Source organism: Streptomyces sp. NPDC030840, assembly GCF_055572015.1.
The window spans coordinates 90,602-111,661 of the sequence record NZ_JBVIEE010000005.1 but is presented as its reverse complement, the minus strand read 5'-3'; the positions used below and the strand labels follow the sequence as shown (position 1 = coordinate 111,661).

Here is a 21,060-nt window from a genome sequence, read left to right as displayed (position 1 = left end):
CCCCCCGGCGGCCGGTACTCCTACGCTCTCGCCATGGACGTCACCCTGCGCCAGCTCGCCGCCTACGCCGCCGTCGCCCGGGCCGTGAGCTTCACCGCGGCCGCCGCCGAGATGCACGTGTCCCAGTCGTCGCTCAGCAGGGCGGTGGCCGACCTGGAACGCACGCTCGGCATGCGGCTGCTGGAGCGCGACACCCGCAACGTACAGCTCACTCCGGCGGGGGCGGAGGCGCTGCGCGTGGCCGACCAGATCCTCGCCACCCACCGTGCCGGGCTCGCCCAACTCGGCCGGTACGTGGCGGGCGAGCGGGGCACGGTGGCGCTGGCGACACTGCCCTCGCCCGCCGCCGTGCTGCTGCCCCCGGTGATATCGGCCTTCCGCGACCACCGCCCGGAGGTGACCGTACGCATCCTGGACGGCCTCGAACGCTTCGTCCTGGAACGCGTCGTCGACGGCGACGCCGACTTCGCGGTGACGACGGTGGCCCGCCCCCGCACCCCCGGTATCGAGCTCCGGCCGCTGGTCCGGGACCGCTTCGACGCGGTCCTGCCCGAAGGACATCCGCTGGCCGAGCGGGAGGAGGTGACCTGGCAGGAGCTGGGTGACGAGCCGTTCCTGGCGGTGGGCACGGACTCCAGCGTGCGCCGCATCACCGACACGGCGTTCGCGCAGGCGGGCGTCGAGGCGCGGCCCGCCGCCGAGGCCGGGAGTGTGGCCACGGTCGGCGGCCTGGTCGCCGCCGGGCTCGGCGTCTCGGCCATGCCCGCGCTCGTGCATCCGCTGGTGGCGCCCGGCAAGTGGGTGCGGCGTCCGCTGGTGGACCCCGTGGTCGAGCGGCAGTTGTACGTGGTCCTGCCGGTGCGGCGGAGCCTGCCGCCCGGGGCGCGGGCCTTCCTGGAGCAGTTGGAGGGGTTCCGGGCGTCGGGGTACGGCCTGCCGGAAGGGGTGTCGTGGGAGGGGTAGGTGCGGCGGCGCACGACGGGGATAGGGCATCTCGCCGAGCGACTGATGCCGTATCCGCATGAATTGATCACCGTTCCTTGCTGGACGCGCATACGACCGGCCCAGCAGCCTGAAGGGCATGGACGACCGCAACGACCGCAACGACGGCCGCGGCAGCGCGCGGCAGGGACAGCTGACGGGCCTGAAGGTGGTGGAGTTCGCCCATGTCGTGGCCGGACCGCTCGCCGGGGCGATGCTCGCCGACCAGGGGGCGGACGTGGTGCACGTGGAGCCGCCCGGAGCGGGGGACGCGGCGCGGGAGATGGGACCGAAGCGGGACGGGGTCCCCCTCTGGTTCAAGGTCGCGGGCCGCAACAAGCGGTCGGTGACGCTCGACCTGCGCCGTGAGGAGGGCCGTGAGGTCGCCCGGGAGCTGGTGCGGTGGGCCGATGTGGTCATCGTGACCCTGCGGGCCGGGCGGTTGCGCGCGTGGGGCCTGGACTGGGAGGCGGTTCACGCGCTCAACCCGAAGGCTGTGCTGCTGCAGATCTCCGGGTTCGGCGCCACCTCGTCGCGGGCGGACGCCCCCGGCTTCGGCAAGATGGGCGAGGCCCGCAGCGGGGTCGTGCACCTGACCGGCTTCCCGGACGGGCCGCCCGTGCACACCGGCTTCTCCCACGGGGACGCCGTGACCGGGCTGATGGGCGCGTACGCGATCCTGGCCGCCCTGCACCGCCGCGCCACGAACCCCGAGTTCGACGGCGAGTGGATCGACCTGGCGCTCTTCGAGCCACTGTTCCGGCTGGTGGAGTGGCAGGTGATCGCCCACGACCAGCTCGGTGAGGCCCCGGTGCGCGCGGGAAACCAGCTGGCCGTGGCCCCGGCCGCCGTCATCAACACCTACCGCACCCGCGACGGGGACTGGCTCACCGTCACCTCGGCGACCCTGCGGTCGGTGCGTAACGTGGCACGGCTGCTGGGCCTGCCGGAGGAGGAGTTCGCGACGGCGGAGCAGCAGCACGCCGGGCGGGCGCGGCTCGACGAGGGACTGCGCGCGTGGATCGCCGGGCGTTCCGCTGACGAGTGCCTGGCGGAGTTCGAGCGTACGGAGGTGGTGGCCTCCCGTGTCTTCGACGCCGCGGACATCGCCGCCGACCCCGTGTACGCCGAACGCGAGGACATCATCACCGTCGAGGACCCCGACCTGGGCCCCGTCCGCATGCAGGCCGTGATCCCGCACTTCCGGCAGGCACCCGGCGCGGTGTGGCGCACCGGCCCGGCACTCGGCGCGGACAATGACCTCGTGTACGGCCAGTGGCTCGGCATCGGCGACGACCGGCGGGCGAAGCTGGAGGAGTCGGGTGTCATCTGAGGTGAGGGGGCCCGCCCGCGTTCCGCTGCGCTCGCTGCTCTTCGTCCCCGGCAACCGCGTGGGGTGGCTCCCGAAGGCCGAGGCCGCGGGCGCCGACGCGGCGGTCCTCGACCTGGAGGACGCGGTGCCGGACGACGCGAAGCCGGCGGCGCGGGCCGGGGTGGTGGAGGCCGTGTCCCAGTCGGGCGGCGGCAGGATGCGGCTGCTGGTCCGGGTCAACCCGCTGAACACCGGGGGCGGTTGGGCGAGCGCCGACGAGCTGCGCGCGGTGGCCCGCCCCGGCCTGTACGGCATCGTGCTGCCCAAGGTGTCGTGCGCCGACGACGTCCGTCTCGCCGACCGGCTCCTGTCCTGGTGCGAGCGCGAACACGGCCTGCCCGAGGGGCACTTCGCGCTCGTCCCGCTCCTGGAGACGGCACGTGCGCTGCGGGAGGCGTACGACATCGGCAGAGCCGCCGCCCGCGTGGCTCACCTCGGCGCGCTGACCGCGCCGGGGGGCGACGTCGAGCGTGCCGTCGGATACCGGTGGAGCCCCGAGGGCACGGAGACCCGTGACCTGCGCGCCCGCGTCCTCCTTGACGCGCGTGCCGCCGGGTCCGCGCACCCGGTGTCGGGCCTGTGGGCCGACGTGGCCGATCTGGTGGGTCTGCGCCGGTTCGCCGAGCAGAACCGGGGGCTCGGCTACGAGGGAATGATGGTGATCCATCCTTCGCATGTCGCCGTCGTCAACGAGGTGTTCTCCCCGGGGGCGGACGAACTCGCCCGCCACGAACGGCTGATCGCCGCGGTGGAGGCGGCTCGGGCCGAGGGGTCCGGTGCGGTCCGCTTCGAGGGCCGCATGGTCGACGAGGCCATGGCGGCGACGTCGCGGGCGATCGTCGCCCGGCACGGCGGTGCCACCGGCGGCGCGGGGATGTAGAGGGCCGTCGGGCCGTCGGCCCCTCGATCCACCGCGGGGGCCGTCGGCCACCCCGAGGCTCGGCGTCAACGCCTCGGCCGGCCTGTTCCTCGCCCCCCTCCGCACCTACCCGCCCCATCCCCAGGGGCTCCACCCCGGGCCCCCGCTCCTCAGACGCCGGAGAGGCTGAACCGGCCCCGGCCGGGGCCGGTTCTCAGGGGCGCGGGGAACTGCGCGACCAGCCACCCCCACCCCGCACCGACCCACCCGACCCCACCCCCTCCCCACATTTCCAGGGCCCCGTGAAGACTTTCGGGCACGCCTTGACAGGTGGCGGAAACCACGCCTTAGCTTGCCTCCGATTCATCTAGACTCATGAAACAAGTTCACGTATGTGAACGGAGGTACTCGCTCATGGGTGCTCGCCAACGACGCCGACGGCGCCGCCGCCTGGCCTCCGCGCTCACCACCGCGGGGCTCCTGCTCGGAACGGCCGCGTGCGGCGGCTCCGGTTCCGACTCGGCCGGCAGCAGCGACCCGAACACGCTGGAAGTCTGGACCCGGAGCGATCCGGACTCCGCCGCCACCTACGAGCGTGTGTTCGCCGCCTTCACCAGGAAGACCGGCATAAAGATCGACTACCAGCCGGTCATCAACTTCGACCAGCAGCTCCAGAGCCGGGCGTCCACCAAGGACCTGCCCGACGTGATGATCAACGACACCGCGCTGATGGGCAGTTACCAGCGCCAGGGACTGCTGAAGCCGATCACCCCCGACGCGATCGCCGGCCACCGGCAGATCACCGACAAGTCCTGGTCCTCCACGGTCGGCCTCGACGGCAAGCACTACGGCATCCCGTACTCCCGCCAGGCCTTCACCCTGATGGTCCGCAAGGACTGGCGCGAGAAGCTGGGCATGGCGCAGCCGAAGACCTGGCAGGACATGCTGACCCTCGCCAAGGCCTTCGCCACCCGCGACCCGGACGGCGACGGCAAGAAGGACACCTACGGCATGGTCGTCCCCGGCAGCGCCCAGAACGGCTACGTCGCCTGGTGGGCCGCCAGCTACCTGTGGCAGGGCGGCGCCCAGATCATCGAGCCGGACGGCAACGGCGGCTACGAGCCGGCCATGGACTCGGCGGCAGCCGTCCGCACCGTCACCTGGCTGAAGAAGAACCTCTTCTGCGGTGACAACGGTGTCACGCAGCCCGGCGCGCTCACCGCCGTCACCGGCACCGCCACCAACTTCCAGGACGGCAACGCCGGTATGTACCTCACCGGCCCGTACAACATGACCACCTTCGACGGGACGCTCGGCAAGGACAAGTACGAGGTCGTCCCCGCCCCCGCGGGCCCCGCGGGCTCGACCGTGCTGGCCGAAGGCGAGAACATCTACTTCGGCGCCAGGACGGGCAAGGCGAAGCAGGAGGAGGCGCTCGCCGCGTTCCTCATATCCCCCGGGGGACAGCGGCTCGCCATGACCGGCAAGAACCAGCCCGTCGTCCGCATCCCCGTCAACTCCACGCTCGACGCGGCGAAGGTCCGCGACGACGCCCGCTGGAGCGTGGTGCAGAAGGCGTACGAGACCACCGCCCGGCAGTTCCCCAACGCCCCGGACTTCGCCCCCGTCAAGCAGGACACGGCCGACAGCCTCAACGCGCTGTTCACGTACTGCGGCAGCGACGTCCGCTCCGGTCTGAAGGAGCTGAACGACACCCTCGCGGGTGACCTCAAGGACCAGGACCTGTTGAAATGACCGCTACCGTGACCACGCCGGGCGCCACGTCCCGGCAGCGCAGAGCGCTTTCCCAGCGGGTCCCCGGCACGAGGGCCCTGAGAAGGAAGGCCGTACTCCCCTGGCTGTTCCTCGCGCCCGGACTGCTGCTCGCCCTCGTCTTCAAGTTCGTCCCCATGGTCAAGGGCATCTGGCTCAGCCTCTTCGAGGTACGCCCGTTCCTGGGTGACAAGTGGGTCGGCCTCGACAACTACGCCCGTGTCCTGACCGACCACCGGTTCCAGGACGCGGTCGGCCACACCCTGGTCCTCGGCATCGGCCAGTCACTGGGCGCCATCGTCGTCGGCTTCGCCCTCGCCCTGCTGCTGGAGGGCCAGGCGCGCTCGCTGCGGATCGTACGCACGGCCGTCTTCCTGCCCGTCGTCACCGCCACCGCGGTCGTGGGCGAGCTGTGGCGGCTGATGTACTACCCGACGTCCGACGGCCTCATCAACAGCGGCCTCGGACTGCTGGGCCTCGGGCCCGTGCCCTTCCTCGACAACCCGGACACCGCCCTGTGGGCGACGATGGCCATGGGCATCTGGATCTGGGCGCCCTACAACATGGTCATCCTCCTGGCCGGGCTGGCCGGAGTGGACCGCCACCTGTACGAGGCCGCCGCGATGGACGGCGTCTCGCTGTGGCAGCGCCTGCGCCACGTCACGCTGCCCGCCATCCGCCCCGCCCTCGGCATCGTCCTCGTGCTCGCCGCGATCCGCGGGCTGCGCGTCTTCACCGAGGTGTACGTCCTCACCGGCGGCGGCCCGGCCGGCTCCACCGAGGTGTGGATGACCCGCGCCTACACCCTCGGCTTCACCCGCAACGACATCGGCGGCGCCTCGGCGGCCTCCGTGGTGCTGCTCTGCGTGACGCTGCTGCTCACCGTCACGGTCAACTACGTCCGCAAGAGGGGAGACGTGCGATGAGCGCCCCCGCCCTCGACCCCGTCCCGCTGCCGTCCGGGAAGTCCGGCAGGTTCACCGGTGTGCTCGCCTCGCGGGCCGGCGGGCAGGCCCGTACCATCCCCGCCCGTTTCGACACCGCCCTCGGCTGGAGCGACCGGCCCGGCCCAGCCCGGGTTCTGCGGATCCTGCTGTGCGCCCTCGCCCTGGCGATCTTCGCGGCGCCGTTCCTGACGATCGTCTCCGGCGCCCTCAGCACCCACCCCAGCGGGTCGTCGCTGTCCTTCCTGCCGCACGACGCCACCCTGGCGAACATGCGGGTGGCGGGCGAGCGCGGCATCTGGGACTACTTCGCCGACTCCCTCGTGATCGCCGGTGGCGGGCTGCTCCTCCAGCTCGTCGTCTGCACGCTCGCCGCGTACGCGCTGGCCCGGCACAGGTTCCGCGGGCAGGCCCTCGTCCTGACGCTGTTCATGCTGACGATGATGCTGCCCGAGGAGGTCATCGCCATCCCGCTGTCCCTGGTCCTCGGCCATGTGCCGGTCGTCGGTCTCGACCTCAAGGGCACTGTCTGGGGCGTGATCCTGCCGCTCGGCGCCTGGGGCTTCTCGGTGATGCTGCTGACCGAGTTCATGAAGGACATCCCCGACGAGATCGAGGAGGCCGCCCGCCTCGACGGCGTCGGTGAGCTGCGGATGCTGTGGCAGGTCGTCCTGCCGCTGTGCAAGCCGGCGCTCGGCGTGGCCGGCGTGCTCGGGTTCATCATGATCTGGGACCAGTACCTGCTGCCCCTGATCGCCGCCAAGGACCCCACCGACTACACGGTCACCGTCGCCCTGTCCATCCTGCGCACCGATCCCGAGGTCGGCTCCGGGGTGGTGCTCGCCGGCGCGGTCATCGCCCTCATGCCCAGCCTGATCGTCTACCTGCTCCTGCAGCGCTCCCTGGTCACCGGTATCGCCGCCGGTGCCACGAAGGGCTGACCGCCTGCCGATCCCCCGTTGTGAACCCCCCACCGATCCCCGTATGAGGGAGCCATGAAGTTCCAAGGAGTGCTGTTCTTCCCGGTCACGCCGTTCGCCGCGGACGGCTCGCTGGACGAGGAGCGGCTCGGCCGGCACATCGAGTCCGGTGTCGCGGCCGGCGCGGGAGGCGTGTTCGTCGCCTGCGGAACCGGTGAGTTCCACGCGCTCACGGCCGACGAGATCGAGCGGGCCACGCGCGTCGCGGTCACCACGACCGCGGGGCGCGTGCCCGTCCTCGCCGCCGCGGGCGGCCCCGTACCGGTCGCGCGCGACCAGGCCGCACGCGTCGGACGCGCGGGCGCCGACGGCATCCTGCTGCTGCCGCCGTACCTGGTGAGCGCGCCGCAGCAGGGGCTGGTGCGGTACGTGAGAGAGGTGACGGCGGCCACGCCCCTGCCGGTGATCTTCTACCAGCGTGGCACGGCCCGGCTCACCCAGGCCACGGCCGCCGAGATCGCCGCGCTGCCGTCGGTCGTCGGACTCAAGGACGGTCTCGGCGACATCGAGCGCATGCACCGCGTCGTGCGCGCGGTCCGTGCCGTGCCGGGCACCGAGGACTTCCAGTTCTTCAACGGCCTGCCCACGGCCGAGATGACGGCGCCCGCCTATCGCGGGATCGGCGTGGAGCTGTACTCCTCGGCGGTGTTCGCGTTCGCGCCGGAGATCGCGACGGCGTTCCACCGCGCCCTGACCGAGGGCGACGACACGCTGGTCGCCACGCTCCTCGACGAGTTCTACGAGCCGCTCGTCGAGCTCCGCGACGAGGTCCCCGGATACGCCGTCTCACTGATCAAGGCCGGGGTGACCCTCCGCGGCCTGGACGTGGGCGGCGTACGGGCACCCCTCCTCGACCCCGCGCCGGAGCACGTGGCCCGGCTGGCGAAACTGATCGACCGTGGACTGGAGGCCATCCGCGCATGAGCAGCACCGCAGGCACCCCCGGCACGCCCGGTACCCCGGCCACCCCCGGGACCCGCATCCGCGAGCTGATCGTCACCCCGATCGCCTTCCGCGACCCGCCCCTGCTCAACTCGAACGGCGTCCACGAGCCGCTCGCGCTCCGCATCGTCCTCCAACTCGTCCTGGAGGACGGCACGGTGGGCCTCGGCGAGTCGACGGGCGGTGAGGTGCGCCTGGAACGGCTCCTGACCGCCGCGAAGGCGGTGGCCGGCAGGGACGTGTTCGACACGACCGCCGTGTCCGCCGCGATCGACGCCGCCCTCCTGCCCACCGTGCCCAGCTCCCACGAGCGCGGCTGGACCACGTCGGCCGTCGAGGTGGCCTGCCTCGACGCGCAGGGCAAGCTGCTCGGTCGCCCGGTCAGCGACCTGCTGGGCGGCAGGGTCCGCGACGCGGTGCCCTTCGCGGCGTACCTGTTCTACAAGTGGGCCGAGCACCCCGCGCTGGACGGCCGCCCGGCCGTGCGCGACGACTGGGGTGAGGCCCTCGACCCGGCGGGCGTCGTCGAGCAGGCCCGCCTGATGCGGGAGCGGTACGGCTTCACCTCGTTCAAGCTGAAGGGCGGGGTGTTCCCGCCGGACGAGGAGATCGCGGCCATACGGGCCCTCGCGGAGGCGTTCCCCGGACAACCGCTGCGCCTGGACCCGAACACGGCGTGGACGGTCGAGACGTCGAAGTACGTCGCCCGCGAACTCGCCGGCGTCCTGGAGTACCTGGAGGACCCGACCGCGACGATCCCCGGTATGGCGGAGGTGGCCAGGGACTCCCCCCTCCCTCTGGCCACCAACATGTGCGTCGTCGCCTGGGAGCACCTGAAACCCGGGATCGAGCAGAACGCGATCCAGGTGCTCCTCACCGACCACCACTACTGGGGCGGGCTGCGCCGTACCCGTGAACTGGCCGCGGTGTGCGAGGCCTTCGGCATCGCGCTGTCGATGCACTCCAACTCGCACCTCGGCATCAGCCTCGCCGCCATGACCCATGTCGCCGCGGCCATCCCCCACCTCGACCACTCCTGCGACACGCACTACCCGTGGAACTCGGCCGACGACGTGATCGTCCCGGGCGCCCTGGAACTGCGCGACGGCGAGGTCAGGGTGCCCACGGGCCCCGGCCTGGGCGTCGAACTCGACCACGACGCCCTCGACCGCCTCCACCGCGTCTACCTGGACTCCGGGATGCGCGCCCGGGACGACACCGGCTACATGCGCCGCTTCCAGCCGGACTACGAGCTCAGGCTCCCCCGCTGGTGACCCATGGCCGGACCGCCAGCAGGTGGAACCTCGTGGTGCCGCCGTTGAAGCCGAAGTTGTCGTCGGAGACGAGGACGAGGGAGCGGGACCCGTCGGGCAGGACGGGGCCCCAGGTGAGGCCCTCGACGTTGTCGGCGTCGGTACCGGACGCGGTGAAGTCGAAGAGCAGCTTCTTCCGCATGGGCGTCTCGGTGCCGGTGAGGGCCTGCTCGCCGCTCACCTCGGTGGCGCCGCGCGTGGTCGTCCAGTACAGGCGGATCGCGAAGCCGACACCGGAGGCGAAGGACCGCTCGACGGTGAGGAAGTCGGTGCCGCTGATCGCGAGGATCTCGCAGACGCCCCGGTCGGAGGAGAAGGTGTTGACCGGCGGGGGCAGCGGGGCCGTGGGCGCGTCCGAGACCGGGTCGACCTCGTAGACGTACTGGGCCTCGGGCCGTCCCGTCCGCCGGTCCGAGACCAGCAGCCGGGAGGGGCTCTTGCTCGTCAGGCTCGCGGCGGGGCCGTCCTGGACGAGGGCGTTCTCGGTGACGGTGACGGCCTTCCTGCCGTCCGGGGTGAGGGTGAGCCCTTCCAGTGCCTGGTTGTTGCGGACGCCGGCGACGAGTTTGCCCGCGCCGTCCCGCACCGGGGCGTACGCCTCGGGCAGCGGCAGTTCACGGACGTACGCGCCCTCGGGGGTGGCCTCGCGCAGGAAGGCGGGCTGACCGGAGCCGGACGCGCCCTCGCTCGTCCACAGCAGGCTCCGGCCTCCCGGCGCCCAGCGGATCGCCTCGGGGTCGACGGCCTTCGCGGCGAAGGGCTCGCCGGTGGTGTCGTCCAGGACCGTCAGCCCCTCCACCTCGGGCTCGTCGTCGGCGAACGCGGCCCCGCGCAGGCGCAGGCGCAGGGTGTAGAAGCGGGCCTTGCCGTTCTCCGAGCGGTCGTCACTGATCGCCGCGTACGCGCCGGACCGCCGGTCGTAGTCGATGCCGGAGAGGCCGCCGAACGGCATGCCGTACTCGGTGTTTCCTGCCGGGACCGTGATCGTATCCAGGAGTCGGGCCGCCGGGGGCCGTTCGTCCGCCGCGGCCATCGCGCTCGGGGGGAGGACCGTGACGAGGAAGCCGGCCGCCGCGAGGCCGCCGAGGAGGGTGCGATGTCCGTGTCGCATGGTTCTTCTTTCCAGGAAGGGGGGCAGGACGGAACCACCGCGTGGCGGCACGGCAGAAGCAGGAGGCGGTTCAGGGGTGTCACATGGAGACGGCCGTGACCTCCCCGGCCCCTCGGCGCTTGCGGCGCCACGCGTACGCGGCGAGCGCCACGAGCGTCAGGGCGTAGGGAATCGTCGACACCAGCTGCGGCGGCACGTCCAGCGTGCCGAGCTGCACGGCCAGCGCCTCCGCCGCGCCGAAACCGAGCGCCGCCAGGAAGACACTCCAGGGCCTGAGGCCCCCGAGGAACACGGCGGCGAGGGCGATGAAGCCGCGTCCGGCGGTCATGTCCCGTACGAAGAAGGACACGTAGCCCATGCTGAGGAAGACACCGGCGAGTCCGGCGAGCGCGCCGCTGAGGGCGAGACCCGCGTACTGGACGCGCCGTACCGCGATGCCGACGGAGGCGGCGGCGTCGGGCATCTCGCCGACCGCGCGCAGGTGGAAGCCGAAGCGGGTGCGGTAGAACAGCCAGGCGACGGCCGGGGCGGTCAGGAAGGCCAGCCAGGTGATGAGGTTCTGGCCGCTCAGTACGTCCCCCACCACGGGGATGTGCTCGATGCCGGGCAGGGTGACCGTCGGCAGGGTGCCGCTTTTCAGGCCGGACGTGCCGCCCTTGTCGTCGAGGAGGGTGAAAACCGTGTACGCGGTGGCGCCCGAGGCGAGCAGATTCAGGCCGATGCCCGCGATGATCGCGTCGGCGCCCAGTTCCAGACGCAGCACGGCGAGCAGCAGACCGAGGAGCGCGGCGACCGCGACGCCGCACACCGCGCCGGCCGTCACCGACCCGCTGTACCCGGCGACCAGCGCCCCGGTGCAGGCGGCGGAGAGCATCTGGCCCTCCAGGCCGATGTTGCTGATCCCCGCGCGCTCGGCGACGAGTCCGCCGAACGCGGCGAGCAGGTACGGGGTGGCGACCCGCAGCACGGCCGCGAGGAAGGCGCTGCTGAGGACGACGTCGAGGACCGAGCTCACCGGGCACCCGCCTGCCTGCGCGCGATACGGCGCTTGAGGAGGTCCGGCAGGGCCTGGGCGGTGACCAGCAGCACGATGACCGCCTGGATGATCACCACGATCTCGGTGCCGACGTCCGTCTGCTGTTCCATGATGTCTCCGCCGGAGCGCAGGTACGAGTAGAAGAGCCCGGCGACCACGACGACCAGCGGGTTGTTGCGGGCCAGCAGCGCCACCACGATGCCCTCGAAGGCGAGGCTGCCGGCGAGTCCGGGTTCGAGCCGCCCGTACACGCCCTGCACGAGGTGGGCACCGGCGAGTCCCGCGACGGCGCCGCCGATGACGAAGCTCCACTCGATGGCGCGGGGCACGCGGATGCCGCCGTACTCGGCGAAGTCCGGGTTGGAGCCGGTCACGCGGATGCGGTAGCCGAGGGGGGTGCGGGTGATGAGCAGCCACAGCGCGACGGCGGTCAGCAGCATCAGCACGAAGCCCGTGTTGGCGCGGCCCAGGGGGACGCCGAACCACTCCTGGAGCGGGGTGAGCGCGGAGTCGGGGCGGATGGGGTCCGAGTGCACGGCGGTGCTGCCTGGCTGCTTGAGCGGGCCGTTGACGAGGTAGTCGTACACGCGGACGGCGATGGCGTTGAGCATCAGCGTGGCCACGATCTCGTTTGCGCCGAGGCGTGCCTTCATCGCGCCCGGCACCAGGCCCATCCCGGCGCCCGCGGCGGCCGCGGCGACGAGCGGTACGAGGACGGCGGCGACGGGCGGCAGCGGTACGAGGATCGCCACCATGGCCGCCGCCAGTGCCCCGGCGTAGAGCTGGCTCTCGGCGCCCAGGCTGATCTGCCGGGCCCGGAAGGGGATGGCGACCGACAGCCCGAGCAGGGTGAGCGTGGTCGCGTCCTCCAGCCAGCGGCCGACGCGGAAGGAGCGCTCCAGCGGTCCGGTGAGCATCGCCTCGTACGCCGCCAGCGGGTCCTTGCCGGTGGCGAGCACGACGACGAAGCCGATGGCGAGGGCGGCCAGGACGGTGGCCAGGGTCATGCTGAGGTCGACGGCGAGGTCGCGGCGCCGGGTGGCCCGGTAGGCGCGGCGGTCCTCGGTCTCGACGAGGGTGGCGGTCATGCCGCGGGCTCCTCTCCGGAGCCGGGGCCGACGCCGTCCAGTCCGGCCGTCAGCCGCTCCCGGTCGTGCTGTTCGACGCCGAGCATGTACAGCCCGACCCGCTTCTCGGTGAGCCCGGTGGTGTCGTCGAAGCGGGCGACCAGCCGGCCGTCCTTGAGGACGAGCAACCGGTCGGAGAGGGCCAGCAGTTCGGTGAGGTCGGCGGAGATCAGCAGGACCGCGGCGCCCTCGTCGCGGGCCGCGACCAGCCGCTCGTACATGAACCGCATGGCGCCGACGTCGACCCCCCGGGTGACCTGGGAGGCGATCAACAGGCTCGGCCCGGCGGAGAGTTCGCGGGCGACGATCACCTTCTGCATGTTGCCGCCGGACAGCGCGCGCACCGGCACGGACGGGTCGGGGGTACGGATCGCGTAGTCGGAGATGAGACGTTCGGCCTGGGCCCGCACGGCCTTGGCACGCAGGACGCCGCGGCGGGCCAGGGGCGGGCGGTCGTGGCGGTCGACGACGAGGTTGTCGGCGATGGACTCGTCGAGCGCTGCGCCGTTGTGGAGCCGGTCCTCGGGGACGTAGCCGACGCCCGCCCGGCGGTGCCCGGCGACGTCGAGTCCGGCGGTGCCGGTGCCTCCGACGTGGACCGTGCCGGCGCTGGGGCGGCGCAACCCGGCGAGGATCTCGGCGAGTTCGGTCTGCCCGTTGCCCTCGATGCCCGCGACGCCGACGATTTCCCCGGCGGCCACGTCGAAGCCGAGGTTGTGCAGGGACTGACCGGCCGGGGCCCGGTACTCCAGGTCCCGTACACGCAGGGTCGTGCCGCTCGGGCGGGCCGGGGCGCGCTCGACGTCCAGCGAGAGGTCGCGCCCGACCATCATCGCGGCCAGCGAACGCTCGGTGGCGTCGGCGGCCGGGACGGTCCCCACCAGTGACCCGGCCCGCATCACGCTGACCTTGTCGCTGATCTCCCGTACCTCGCGCAGCTTGTGCGAGATGAACAGCACGGTCATGCCGCCGTCGCGCAGCCGGCGCACCGCGGCGAACAGGTCCTCGGTCTCCTGCGGGGTGAGCACGGCGGTCGGCTCGTCGAGGATGAGGACGCGGGCCCTGCGGTGCAGCGCCTTGAGGATCTCGGTGCGCTGCCGCATGCCCACGGACACCTGGTCGACGCGCGCTCGGGGGTCGACGGCGAGTCCGGACTCCTCGGCGAGCCGTGCGGTGGTCTCGACGGCCGCCTTCGCGTCGACGAGGCCGCGCCGGCCGGGTTCGACGCCGAGGACGACGTTCTGGGCGACGGTGAAGGACGGCACCAGCATGAGGTTCTGGTGGACCATGCCCACGCCGAGGGCGATCGCCGAGCCCGGGCCGCGCAGCACGCGCGGCCGGCCGCCGATCAGGATCTCGCCGGAGCTGGGCTGTTCCAGGCCGTAGAACAGTTTCATCAGCGTGGACTTGCCGGCGCCGTTCTCTCCGACGACGGCGCGGATCTCGCCCGGCGGGACCTGGAGGTCCACACCACGTACGGCGCGCACGCCGTTTGCGTAGGTCTTGGTGACCGCGCGGGCGGCGACGGCCGGTCCGGCGTCGTCCCATGATTGGTTCATCTCGCGGGGCCGCTTCCGGCTAGAGGGCGCTGGGGACCGTGACGGAGCCGGACTTGACCTTGTCGGCGGCTTCCTGGAGTTCGGTACGGGTCTTCTCCGGGACCAGCTCCCTGAAGTGGTCGTCGTCCACGTAGCCCACGGCGTCGTCGGCGAGGCCGACGGTGTCGACGGCGCCGTACTTCAGGGAGTCCTTCTTGTCGTCCTGCGCGGCCCTGTAGAGGGCGTTGCCGACGTTCTTGAGGATGGAGGTGACGACGGTGTTCTTCTGGGCCTGGTCGGTGAGGGTCTGGTACTGGTCGGAGTCCACGCCGAAGGTGTAGCGCTTGGCGCTGACGGCCGACTCGAAGGTGCCGAGTCCGGAGAGTCCTGCGACCGGCCACACCAGCGCGGCGCCCTGGCCGTACATGGCGGTGGAGATCTCCTTGCCCTTGGCGGGGTCGCCGAACGGCTTGTCTCCGCCCACGTACTGCACGAGCACGTCGGAGTTCTTTCCGCCGGCGTCCTTGAATCCCGCCTTGAAACCGACGACGAAGTCGTCGATGACGGGGATCTTCACTCCCGGCATGACGCCGACCTTCTTCAGGGATTCCGCTCCCGTGAGGGATTTCCCGGCCACCAGTTTCTCGGCGAGGAATCCGGCGAGATAGCCGCCCTCGTTCTGCTTGAAGGTCACGGAGTAGACGTTCTCGCACTTGTTGGAGCACGTGCCGTTCTTGCCGGTGTAGTCGACCGGGGCGTCGAAGAGCCAGAACTTCTTGTCCGGGTACTGCGGGGCGAGTTGGCCTATGTAGTCGGTGACCTCGAAGGTGCCCGCGGCCAGGATGTCGTAGTCGTCGGCCGCGGCGGCGTCCTCGAATCCGGGCTCCCACTTGGTGCGGTCCGAACCGAGCTCCACCACCTTGAGCTCGTAGCCGAGGTCCTTCTCGGCCTTCTTCAGTCCCTCGTAGGCGGAGTCGAAGAACGACTTGTCGCCCAGCCCGCCATTGATCACGAGTTTGATGCGCGGCTTTCCGGAGGCCGCCGATCCGGAGTTGTCGTTCCCGCCCGACCCTCCGCACGCGGTGAGCGCGAGTACCCCCGCCACCACGAGGACGGCGCTTCTTCCGTGTCTCATCATCGTTCTCCCGATCATTGAATGTGTTGGGTTGACAGTAGGAAGTGCAAAACGTTTTGGCTACGGCGCCGGGTTTCGTTCTGATTACCTCATGGAGAAATTCGGACATCGCCGAGAAGGGCCGCCGCGGCGATGCGTACGGCACGGTCGAAGCAGGTCTCGCGCTCGGCGGCGGTGAGGGCCTCCTCGGTCCGCAGGTGGTCCGAGGCGGTCAGCACGGCGAGCGCCTCACCTCCCTCGGCGGCGGCGACGGCGTACAGTCCCGCCGCCTCCATCTCCACGGCGAGGGTGCCCCTGCGCTCCAGCGCGTCGAAGAGGGCGGGCCGGTCGAGATGGAAGTGGTCGCTGGTGAACACCGGGCCGATGTGCACCCCGCTGTCGGCCTGCTTCCCCGCCGCGTCCGCCGCCGCCCGCAGCAGCGCGTAGGAGGGCGTGTGCGAGAGGGTCACGCCGTCCACGAGGAGGCGGCTGATGCTGGAGTCGGTGTGTGCGGCCGAGGCGATCACCACGTCCCGCACGGCCACGGTGAGCGGAAGTGCCCCGGCCGTGCCGACGCGGACGATCCTGCGCACGCCGTAGTGCCGGAACAGTTCCGTCGCGTAGATCGACACCGACGGGACGCCCATGCCGGAGGCGAGGACCGACATCGGCTCGCCCCGGTGGGTGCCGGTGTAGCCGAGGACGCCACGGACGTCGGTGACCAGCCGCGCGTCCGCCAGAAACGTCTCTGCGATGCGCCGGGCCCGTCGCGGGTCCCCGGGCATGAGCACGAGCGGGGCGAAGTCGCCGGGTGGCGCGGCGATATGGGGCGTGCCGCTGCCCGTGCCGGGCACGGGAACGGGAACACGGGGCTCTGCCACCGTCACAGCTCCTCCCCCGCCAGCCAGCACACCATCCGGTCCCACAGCTCGGCGTACCCGTCCCAGGCCAGGAACGGCGGGGGCGCCCAGTGCGGTGCCACGTCGGAGGTGAACGCGGCGGACCGGCCCGCGCCGTGGCCGCCGACCGCGAGCAGCGGATGCCCCGCGCACTCGGCCAGCAGCGCGGCCTCCGGGCGCACGGCGACCTCGTTCAGGCCGAGCAGCGCCGGCCAGGCCCGCTCCATGCCCCGTACGACCGCGTGCTCCCCCACCACCCGGGGCACGGCGCCGGAGGGGAGCTCCACCCGGTCGTCGCGGTCGAGCATCACCACCGGCAGCGCGGTGGCCAGCGGCGTCCGGCCCCAGCGGGCACGGGCGTCGATACCGCTGAAGGTGAGGTAGCCGCCGATCATCAGCACGCCGCCGCCCCGCTCCACGAAGTCCCGCACCAGCTCGGAGCGGTCGGGAGCGGGTATGGAAGCGCTGAAGGTCTGGGGCGGGAGCTGGAAGCTGTTGGCGCCGACGTCGCTGATCACCACGACGTCATAGGCGTCGAAGCCGTCGGCGGTGTCCGGCACCCGCGTGGGGATCTCGTGCGAGGGCACGTACGTCACGTCGTGGCCGTGTGAGCGCAGCGCGTCGAGGAAGACGCCCCCGCCCTCGGTGTACTCCGCGGTGTGGAAGGCGTCGAAGCCCTTCTGGTGGACCGTGTACGTGAACCAGGACTCGCCGACGACGAGGACTCTGGGCATGGGCGAACCGCCTTTCGGGCAGGGCAGGTGGGAGCAGCGTGGTACAGGGCGTCCTCGGCGGCCGGAGACGGCCGGAAGGGTGTCGGGCGGTCAGCCGGTGGTGACCGGGGCCGTGCTGCCCCGCACCTTCAGCTCGACGGGAAGGGTGTGCCGGGACGCGGGCGGGACCTCGCCCCGGGAGACGTACTGGAGGAGTTGCGCGGTGGCGGTGCGGCCCACGTCGTAGGCGGGCTGGTGGACGGTGGTCAGGGGCGGGTGGGCCAGTGAGGCGGCGCGGATGTCGTCGAAGCCGACCACCGAGATGTCGCCCGGCACCGACAGACCGGCCTCGCGCAGGGCGGTGAGGGCGCCGAAGGCCATCAGGTCGTTGGCCGCGAACACGGCCGTGCGGTCGAGACCGCCCTGCTCCAGGAGGTCCGCGACCAGGCGGTAGCCGGAGGCCTCCTTGAAGTCCCCGACGCGTTCCACCACATCGCCCTTGAAGGCCTGGAGGAAGCCGTGCGCCCGGGCGGCACCGCTCTTCAGGGCACGCGGGCCGGTGAGCATCAGGGCCCGCCGGTGGCCGAGCGCCCGCAGGTGCTCACCGACCAGCCGGCCGCCCGCCTCGTGATCGGCGGTCGCGATGAGGGCGCCCTCAAGCCCCTCGACCTCCTCGTCGGCGAGGGCGATGGGGAACTTGCCCATCAGGGCCTCCAGCCGGCTCCGCGACGGCGGGGAGCCCGAGGCGTACACCATGCCGTCGATGAACCGGCTGCGGATCATGCCGAGGTAGCGGTCCTCACGGTCGGCGTCGAACTCGGTGTTGCACAGGATCAGTCCGTAACCGAGGTCGTGCGCGGCGTCCTCGGCGCCCTTGGCGAGCTCGGCGAAGAAGGTGTTGCTGATGTCGGGGATCAGCAGGCCGATCACCGAGGTGGAGCCCGCCTGGAGGCTGCGGGCGAGCGAGGCCGGGACGTAGCCGAGCCGGTTGACGACGCTGCGGACACGCGCCGCGGTGTCCTCGTTGACCGGCCGGTTGCCGCTCAGGACGTGGGAGACGGTGGTGGGGCTGACGCCCGCGGCGGCGGCCACGTCCTTGATGGAGGCGGGCCGGCGCACCGCCGGCTGGCGGCCCACGGTGTACGGCTCAGGGGGCATAGTGCTGTACCGCCGTCCCGTGGGACGTGTCGAGGACCCGCGCCACCACCGCGTCGGCCTCGGCCAGCAACTCGCTCTCGTCCACGGTCAGCAGGTCGCCGTCCCGCATCAGGACCCGGCCGTCGACGATCACCGTGCGCACGTCGGAGGCCCGGGCGCTGTAGACCAGCGCCGCGCGCGGGTCGTGCAGCGGACGGCAGTGCGTACCGGACAGGTCGGTGAGGACGATGTCGGCCCGCATTCCCGGCTCCAGCGCCCCGATCCGGTCCTGGAGGCCGAGTGCGCGGGCGCCGCCGCGCAGGGCCAGCCGCAGGGTGTCGGAGACCGTCATCCACGTGGCGTCCCGCACGGCCTGCTTCTGGGTGAGGGCGAGGAGCCGCAGTGCCTCCCACACGTCGAGGGTGTTGTGGCCGGCGGCGCCGTCCGTGCCGACCGCCACGGTGACCCCGGTGGCGAGCAGGTCCCGGACCGGGGTCAGCGGGGTCAGCGCGTGTTTGAGGTACACCTTGGGGCAGCAGGCCACAGCGGTGGTGTCCGCGTGCGCGGCGAGCAGCGGGAGGTCCTGCTCGACGATGCCGCAGCCGTGCGCGATGAGCGCGCCGGCGTCCAGCACACCGGTCTCGTGGAGTACCCGGATCGGGGTGATGCCGCGCCGCTCAAGGCTGGAGTGCGTCTGCTCCAGGTGCTCGGCGGCGTGGATGTGCACGCGCACTCCGAGCCGCCGCGCGTGCCCGGCCAGGGTCCGCAGGTCGGCGTCGTCGACGGTGTACGGCGCGTGCGGCCCGAGCGAGACGGTCACCCGCCCCCCGGCCCCGCCGTGCCACTCCTCGGCGAACCGCACGGTCTCCTCCAGGGCCTCCTGGCCCCGGCTGCTGAAGTGGGTGGGCGCGATGTCGGCCCTGAGCCCCGTCCCGGCGACCGCCTCGGCGATCTGCTCGGGGAAGAAGTAGTGGTCGGCGAAGGTGGTGACCCCCGAGCGGATCATTTCGGCGCAGGCCAGCCGGGCGCCGAGCCGTACGTCGGCGGGGGTGAGGTTGCTCTCCATCGGCCAGACCCGGTCGTTGAACCAGCCCTCGACCGTGACGTCCTCGGCGGCCCCGCGCATCAGCACCATCGGGCTGTGCGTGTGCGCGTTGACCAGACCGGGGACGGCGAGCAGCCCGCGCCCGTCGATCACGTCCGGCACCTCGTGTGCCGCGGTGCCGGTCGGCCGTATCTCCCGGATGACGCCGTCCGCGACGACGATGTCCCGCGCCCGCAGGATCTCGCACTCACCCGCCGGCGGGACGCGCAGCACGTCGCAGCCGCGCACCAGGAGGCGGCCCTCCGACGGGGTGGTTCTGTCACTCATGCGGCACAAGGTAGGTATCCAAAACGTTTTGCACAACCATCGCTTCTCACGCGTGGGGAGCCGCAACCTCGGTGCAACGTGCCAGGTGCTTGCCTGGGACCGCCGACCCGAGGAGTGATGCCCCGTGACCGACCCGGAGACCGCCCCGAGCGCCGCCCCCGAGACCGACACCGTTCCCCGCGTGGAGCTGACCCCCGCGGCCGCCGACCTCCTCCGGCGGCTGCGTGCCGCCCACGGGCCGCTCATGTTCCACCAGTCGGGCGGCTGCTGTGACGGCAGCGCGCCCATGTGCTACCCGGAGGGCGAGTTCCGTACGGGCGGCTCGGACGTGCTGCTGGCCGAGCTTGCGGTCGATGGCGTGGACGAGCCGGTGTCGTTCTGGATGTCGCGGAACCAGTACGAGGTGTGGAGCCACACGCGGCTCATCGTCGACGTCGTCGAGGGCCGGGGCAGCGGCTTCTCCCTGGAGGCACCCGAAGGAGTGCGTTTTCTGATCCGTTCCCGAGTCGTCCGCGCCTAGCCACCGACACGGCGCCCGCCGTCTGGTCCACTGCCCCTGAGTCCTGGGACAGTTGACGAGACATCAGGGGGTCGTCGTGACACCTCGGTTCGGACGGTTGAGAACGGTACTGACGGTTGTCGCGGTCTGGAACGTACTGGCCGGTGCCGCTCTCGTGGGCGCGGCGCCGGCCGGCGCCGCCGTCGGCGGACGCCCGGGCGCCATCAGCGTCGCGCCGGGAGTCGAGTACAGCGATTTCGACGTCGACGCGGCGAACGGCGTGGCGCACGCCCATGTGCTGAGCATCGATCTGAGCGACCCGCGCGTACAGGTGGGTCTGCTCCATCCGGGAGCGGTGGCGGCGCGGGCGACGGTCTCTCGGCTCGCCACCACGGCGGGCGCCGTCGCCGGGGTCAACGGCGACTTCTTCAACATCACCGAGACCCAGCACCCGGGTGTCGAGGCCACGGGCGCGCCGGTCGGCCCGGCGGTCGCGGGCGGGCACCACCTCAAGGCCGCGGTCCCGGACGGGCAGCGCTTCGGCCCGGCCCTGCCGCCCGGCACGAACACCGAGCACGTGTTCGGCGTCGGGACCGACGGCACGGCCCGCCTGGACCGGCTCGCGCTCACCGGCTCGATCACCACGAAGGAGACGGTCCTGCCGCTGCGCGGTCTCAACCAGTACGCACTGCCGGAGGGTTCCGTCGGCGCGTTCACCTCGGACTGGGGCTCGGTCTCCCGGCAGCGGGCCGTCTGCGGCACGGACACCGACAGGGCGGCGCCGTGCACCACGGACACGTACGAGGTGACCGTCGCCGGCGGCCGTGTGGTGTCGGTGGCCGACTCGCCGGGGCGGGGACCCGTTCCGTCCGGTACGACCGTCCTGGTCGGCCGGGAGGCGGGCGCCCAGCAGTTGCGCAAGCTGTCGGTGGGCGAGCGGGTCACCGTGCGGCACGGGCTCGTGGCCGCGAAGGCGCGCGTCCCCTTCGCCTTCGCGCTCGGCGGTTATCCGGTTCTCACCGGCGGCCGGCCGCTGCCGGGCCTCGACACCCGGGTGTCGGCCGTGCGCACCGCCGCCGGTGTCGCGAACGGCGGGCGGCGGATGCTGCTGCTCGCCCTGGACGGGGCTGCGGAGTTCCGCACAGGACTCACCATCGCAGAAGTGGCCGACATCATGAGGCAGTTGGGCGCTACGGACGCGTTCAGCCTGGACGGCGGCGGTTCGAGCACACTGGTCGCGCGGGAACCGGGCGCGACCGGTGTCTCCGTGTGGAATCACCCCAGCGGCGGCGCCGAGCGCGCCGTCCCGAACGGCATCGGGGTGTTCTCCCGCCCCTGACGCACCCCGTC

At 72.2% G+C, this 21,060-nt stretch carries 19 protein-coding genes; 10 read left to right on the top strand and 9 right to left on the bottom strand.

Translation table 11 applies throughout. From position 1 onward, the window contains the following. The first annotated feature begins 33 nt into the window (after window positions 1–33). From ACZ49J_RS13490 to ACZ49J_RS13455, 8 genes are all read left to right on the top strand, one after another. Window positions 34–963 carry a LysR family transcriptional regulator gene (locus ACZ49J_RS13490; protein WP_467447780.1) on the top strand — a complete coding sequence of 310 codons (930 nt, stop codon included), beginning with the start codon at window positions 34–36 and terminating at the stop codon, window positions 961–963. A gap of 118 nt (window positions 964–1,081) precedes the next feature. Continuing rightward, the gene (locus ACZ49J_RS13485; protein WP_467447779.1) at window positions 1,082–2,314 is read left to right on the top strand and encodes a CaiB/BaiF CoA transferase family protein; all 1,233 of its coding nucleotides are present in this window, start codon (window positions 1,082–1,084) and stop codon (window positions 2,312–2,314) included. Beyond that, complete coding sequence (locus ACZ49J_RS13480) at window positions 2,304–3,233, top strand: HpcH/HpaI aldolase/citrate lyase family protein (protein ID WP_467447777.1); 930 nt, start codon at window positions 2,304–2,306, stop codon at window positions 3,231–3,233. Before ACZ49J_RS13485 ends, ACZ49J_RS13480 begins: the two co-directional genes overlap by 11 nt. 393 nt (window positions 3,234–3,626) lie before the next feature. Next, the gene (locus ACZ49J_RS13475) at window positions 3,627–4,967 is read left to right on the top strand and encodes an ABC transporter substrate-binding protein (protein WP_467447776.1); all 1,341 of its coding nucleotides are present in this window, start codon (window positions 3,627–3,629) and stop codon (window positions 4,965–4,967) included. Then, window positions 4,964–5,911, top strand: coding sequence for a carbohydrate ABC transporter permease (locus ACZ49J_RS13470; protein WP_467447775.1), 948 nt, complete (start codon window positions 4,964–4,966; stop codon window positions 5,909–5,911). The genes ACZ49J_RS13475 and ACZ49J_RS13470 overlap by 4 nt, the downstream gene beginning before the upstream one ends. After that, window positions 5,908–6,870 carry a carbohydrate ABC transporter permease gene (locus ACZ49J_RS13465; RefSeq protein WP_467447774.1) on the top strand — a complete coding sequence of 321 codons (963 nt, stop codon included), beginning with the start codon at window positions 5,908–5,910 and terminating at the stop codon, window positions 6,868–6,870. Before ACZ49J_RS13470 ends, ACZ49J_RS13465 begins: the two co-directional genes overlap by 4 nt. Window positions 6,871–6,924: 54 nt before the next feature. Beyond that, complete coding sequence (locus ACZ49J_RS13460) at window positions 6,925–7,833, top strand: 5-dehydro-4-deoxyglucarate dehydratase (RefSeq protein ID WP_467447773.1); 909 nt, start codon at window positions 6,925–6,927, stop codon at window positions 7,831–7,833. After that, window positions 7,830–9,125, top strand: coding sequence for a glucarate dehydratase family protein (locus ACZ49J_RS13455; RefSeq protein WP_467447771.1), 1,296 nt, complete (start codon window positions 7,830–7,832; stop codon window positions 9,123–9,125). Before ACZ49J_RS13460 ends, ACZ49J_RS13455 begins: the two co-directional genes overlap by 4 nt. Here ACZ49J_RS13455 and ACZ49J_RS13450 read toward each other — a convergent pair. The 9 genes from ACZ49J_RS13450 to ACZ49J_RS13410 all read right to left on the bottom strand — a co-directional run bounded on the left by ACZ49J_RS13450 (window position 9,106) and on the right by ACZ49J_RS13410 (window position 19,211). Next, window positions 9,106–10,275, bottom strand: a complete 1,170-nt coding sequence (locus tag ACZ49J_RS13450; protein ID WP_467447770.1) for an esterase-like activity of phytase family protein — start codon at window positions 10,273–10,275, stop codon at window positions 9,106–9,108. The genes ACZ49J_RS13455 and ACZ49J_RS13450 overlap by 20 nt on opposite strands. A gap of 79 nt (window positions 10,276–10,354) precedes the next feature. Beyond that, on the bottom strand, window positions 10,355–11,290 hold the full coding sequence (locus ACZ49J_RS13445; RefSeq protein ID WP_467447769.1) for an ABC transporter permease: 936 nt from the start codon (window positions 11,288–11,290) through the stop codon (window positions 10,355–10,357). After that, on the bottom strand, window positions 11,287–12,399 hold the full coding sequence (locus ACZ49J_RS13440) for an ABC transporter permease (RefSeq protein WP_467447768.1): 1,113 nt from the start codon (window positions 12,397–12,399) through the stop codon (window positions 11,287–11,289). Before ACZ49J_RS13440 ends, ACZ49J_RS13445 begins: the two co-directional genes overlap by 4 nt. Beyond that, window positions 12,396–13,997 carry an ABC transporter ATP-binding protein gene (locus tag ACZ49J_RS13435; RefSeq protein ID WP_467447766.1) on the bottom strand — a complete coding sequence of 534 codons (1,602 nt, stop codon included), beginning with the start codon at window positions 13,995–13,997 and terminating at the stop codon, window positions 12,396–12,398. The genes ACZ49J_RS13440 and ACZ49J_RS13435 overlap by 4 nt, the downstream gene beginning before the upstream one ends. 19 nt (window positions 13,998–14,016) lie before the next feature. Further along, window positions 14,017–15,111, bottom strand: coding sequence for a BMP family lipoprotein (locus ACZ49J_RS13430; RefSeq protein ID WP_467447765.1), 1,095 nt, complete (start codon window positions 15,109–15,111; stop codon window positions 14,017–14,019). Window positions 15,112–15,200: 89 nt separating this feature from the next. Next, window positions 15,201–15,971, bottom strand: a complete 771-nt coding sequence (gene deoD / locus ACZ49J_RS13425; protein ID WP_467447764.1) for a purine-nucleoside phosphorylase — start codon at window positions 15,969–15,971, stop codon at window positions 15,201–15,203. 2 nt (window positions 15,972–15,973) lie between these two features. Next, complete coding sequence (locus ACZ49J_RS13420; RefSeq protein ID WP_467447762.1) at window positions 15,974–16,723, bottom strand: glutamine amidotransferase; 750 nt, start codon at window positions 16,721–16,723, stop codon at window positions 15,974–15,976. A gap of 90 nt (window positions 16,724–16,813) precedes the next feature. Beyond that, complete coding sequence (locus ACZ49J_RS13415) at window positions 16,814–17,860, bottom strand: LacI family DNA-binding transcriptional regulator (protein WP_467447761.1); 1,047 nt, start codon at window positions 17,858–17,860, stop codon at window positions 16,814–16,816. Beyond that, entirely contained in the window at window positions 17,850–19,211 is a 1,362-nt protein-coding gene (locus ACZ49J_RS13410) for an amidohydrolase family protein (protein WP_467447760.1), read from the bottom strand. Before ACZ49J_RS13410 ends, ACZ49J_RS13415 begins: the two co-directional genes overlap by 11 nt. Window positions 19,212–19,335: 124 nt before the next feature. On the opposite strand from ACZ49J_RS13410, the gene ACZ49J_RS13405 reads away from it, so the two are divergent. Continuing rightward, window positions 19,336–19,731, top strand: coding sequence for a DUF779 domain-containing protein (locus tag ACZ49J_RS13405; protein ID WP_467447759.1), 396 nt, complete (start codon window positions 19,336–19,338; stop codon window positions 19,729–19,731). 97 nt (window positions 19,732–19,828) lie between these two features. Continuing rightward, complete coding sequence (locus ACZ49J_RS13400) at window positions 19,829–21,049, top strand: phosphodiester glycosidase family protein (RefSeq protein ID WP_467447758.1); 1,221 nt, start codon at window positions 19,829–19,831, stop codon at window positions 21,047–21,049. The last annotated feature ends 11 nt before the right edge of the window (window positions 21,050–21,060 follow it).

What these genes read in the sequence shown, in the direction of transcription:
- ACZ49J_RS13490 (WP_467447780.1), top strand. Translation starts at nt 34, where the DNA reads ATGGACGTCACCCTGCGCCAGCTCGCCGCCTACGCCGCCGTCGCCCGG.
- ACZ49J_RS13485 (WP_467447779.1), top strand. Translation starts at nt 1,082, where the DNA reads ATGGACGACCGCAACGACCGCAACGACGGCCGCGGCAGCGCGCGGCAG.
- ACZ49J_RS13475 (WP_467447776.1), top strand. Translation starts at nt 3,627, where the DNA reads ATGGGTGCTCGCCAACGACGCCGACGGCGCCGCCGCCTGGCCTCCGCG.
- ACZ49J_RS13470 (WP_467447775.1), top strand. Translation starts at nt 4,964, where the DNA reads ATGACCGCTACCGTGACCACGCCGGGCGCCACGTCCCGGCAGCGCAGA.
- ACZ49J_RS13465 (WP_467447774.1), top strand. Translation starts at nt 5,908, where the DNA reads ATGAGCGCCCCCGCCCTCGACCCCGTCCCGCTGCCGTCCGGGAAGTCC.
- ACZ49J_RS13460 (WP_467447773.1), top strand. Translation starts at nt 6,925, where the DNA reads ATGAAGTTCCAAGGAGTGCTGTTCTTCCCGGTCACGCCGTTCGCCGCG.
- ACZ49J_RS13455 (WP_467447771.1), top strand. Translation starts at nt 7,830, where the DNA reads ATGAGCAGCACCGCAGGCACCCCCGGCACGCCCGGTACCCCGGCCACC.
- ACZ49J_RS13450 (WP_467447770.1), bottom strand. Translation starts at nt 10,275, where the DNA reads ATGCGACACGGACATCGCACCCTCCTCGGCGGCCTCGCGGCGGCCGGC.
- ACZ49J_RS13440 (WP_467447768.1), bottom strand. Translation starts at nt 12,399, where the DNA reads ATGACCGCCACCCTCGTCGAGACCGAGGACCGCCGCGCCTACCGGGCC.
- ACZ49J_RS13435 (WP_467447766.1), bottom strand. Translation starts at nt 13,997, where the DNA reads ATGAACCAATCATGGGACGACGCCGGACCGGCCGTCGCCGCCCGCGCG.
- ACZ49J_RS13430 (WP_467447765.1), bottom strand. Translation starts at nt 15,111, where the DNA reads ATGAGACACGGAAGAAGCGCCGTCCTCGTGGTGGCGGGGGTACTCGCG.
- ACZ49J_RS13420 (WP_467447762.1), bottom strand. Translation starts at nt 16,723, where the DNA reads ATGCCCAGAGTCCTCGTCGTCGGCGAGTCCTGGTTCACGTACACGGTC.
- ACZ49J_RS13415 (WP_467447761.1), bottom strand. Translation starts at nt 17,860, where the DNA reads ATGCCCCCTGAGCCGTACACCGTGGGCCGCCAGCCGGCGGTGCGCCGG.
- ACZ49J_RS13410 (WP_467447760.1), bottom strand. Translation starts at nt 19,211, where the DNA reads ATGAGTGACAGAACCACCCCGTCGGAGGGCCGCCTCCTGGTGCGCGGC.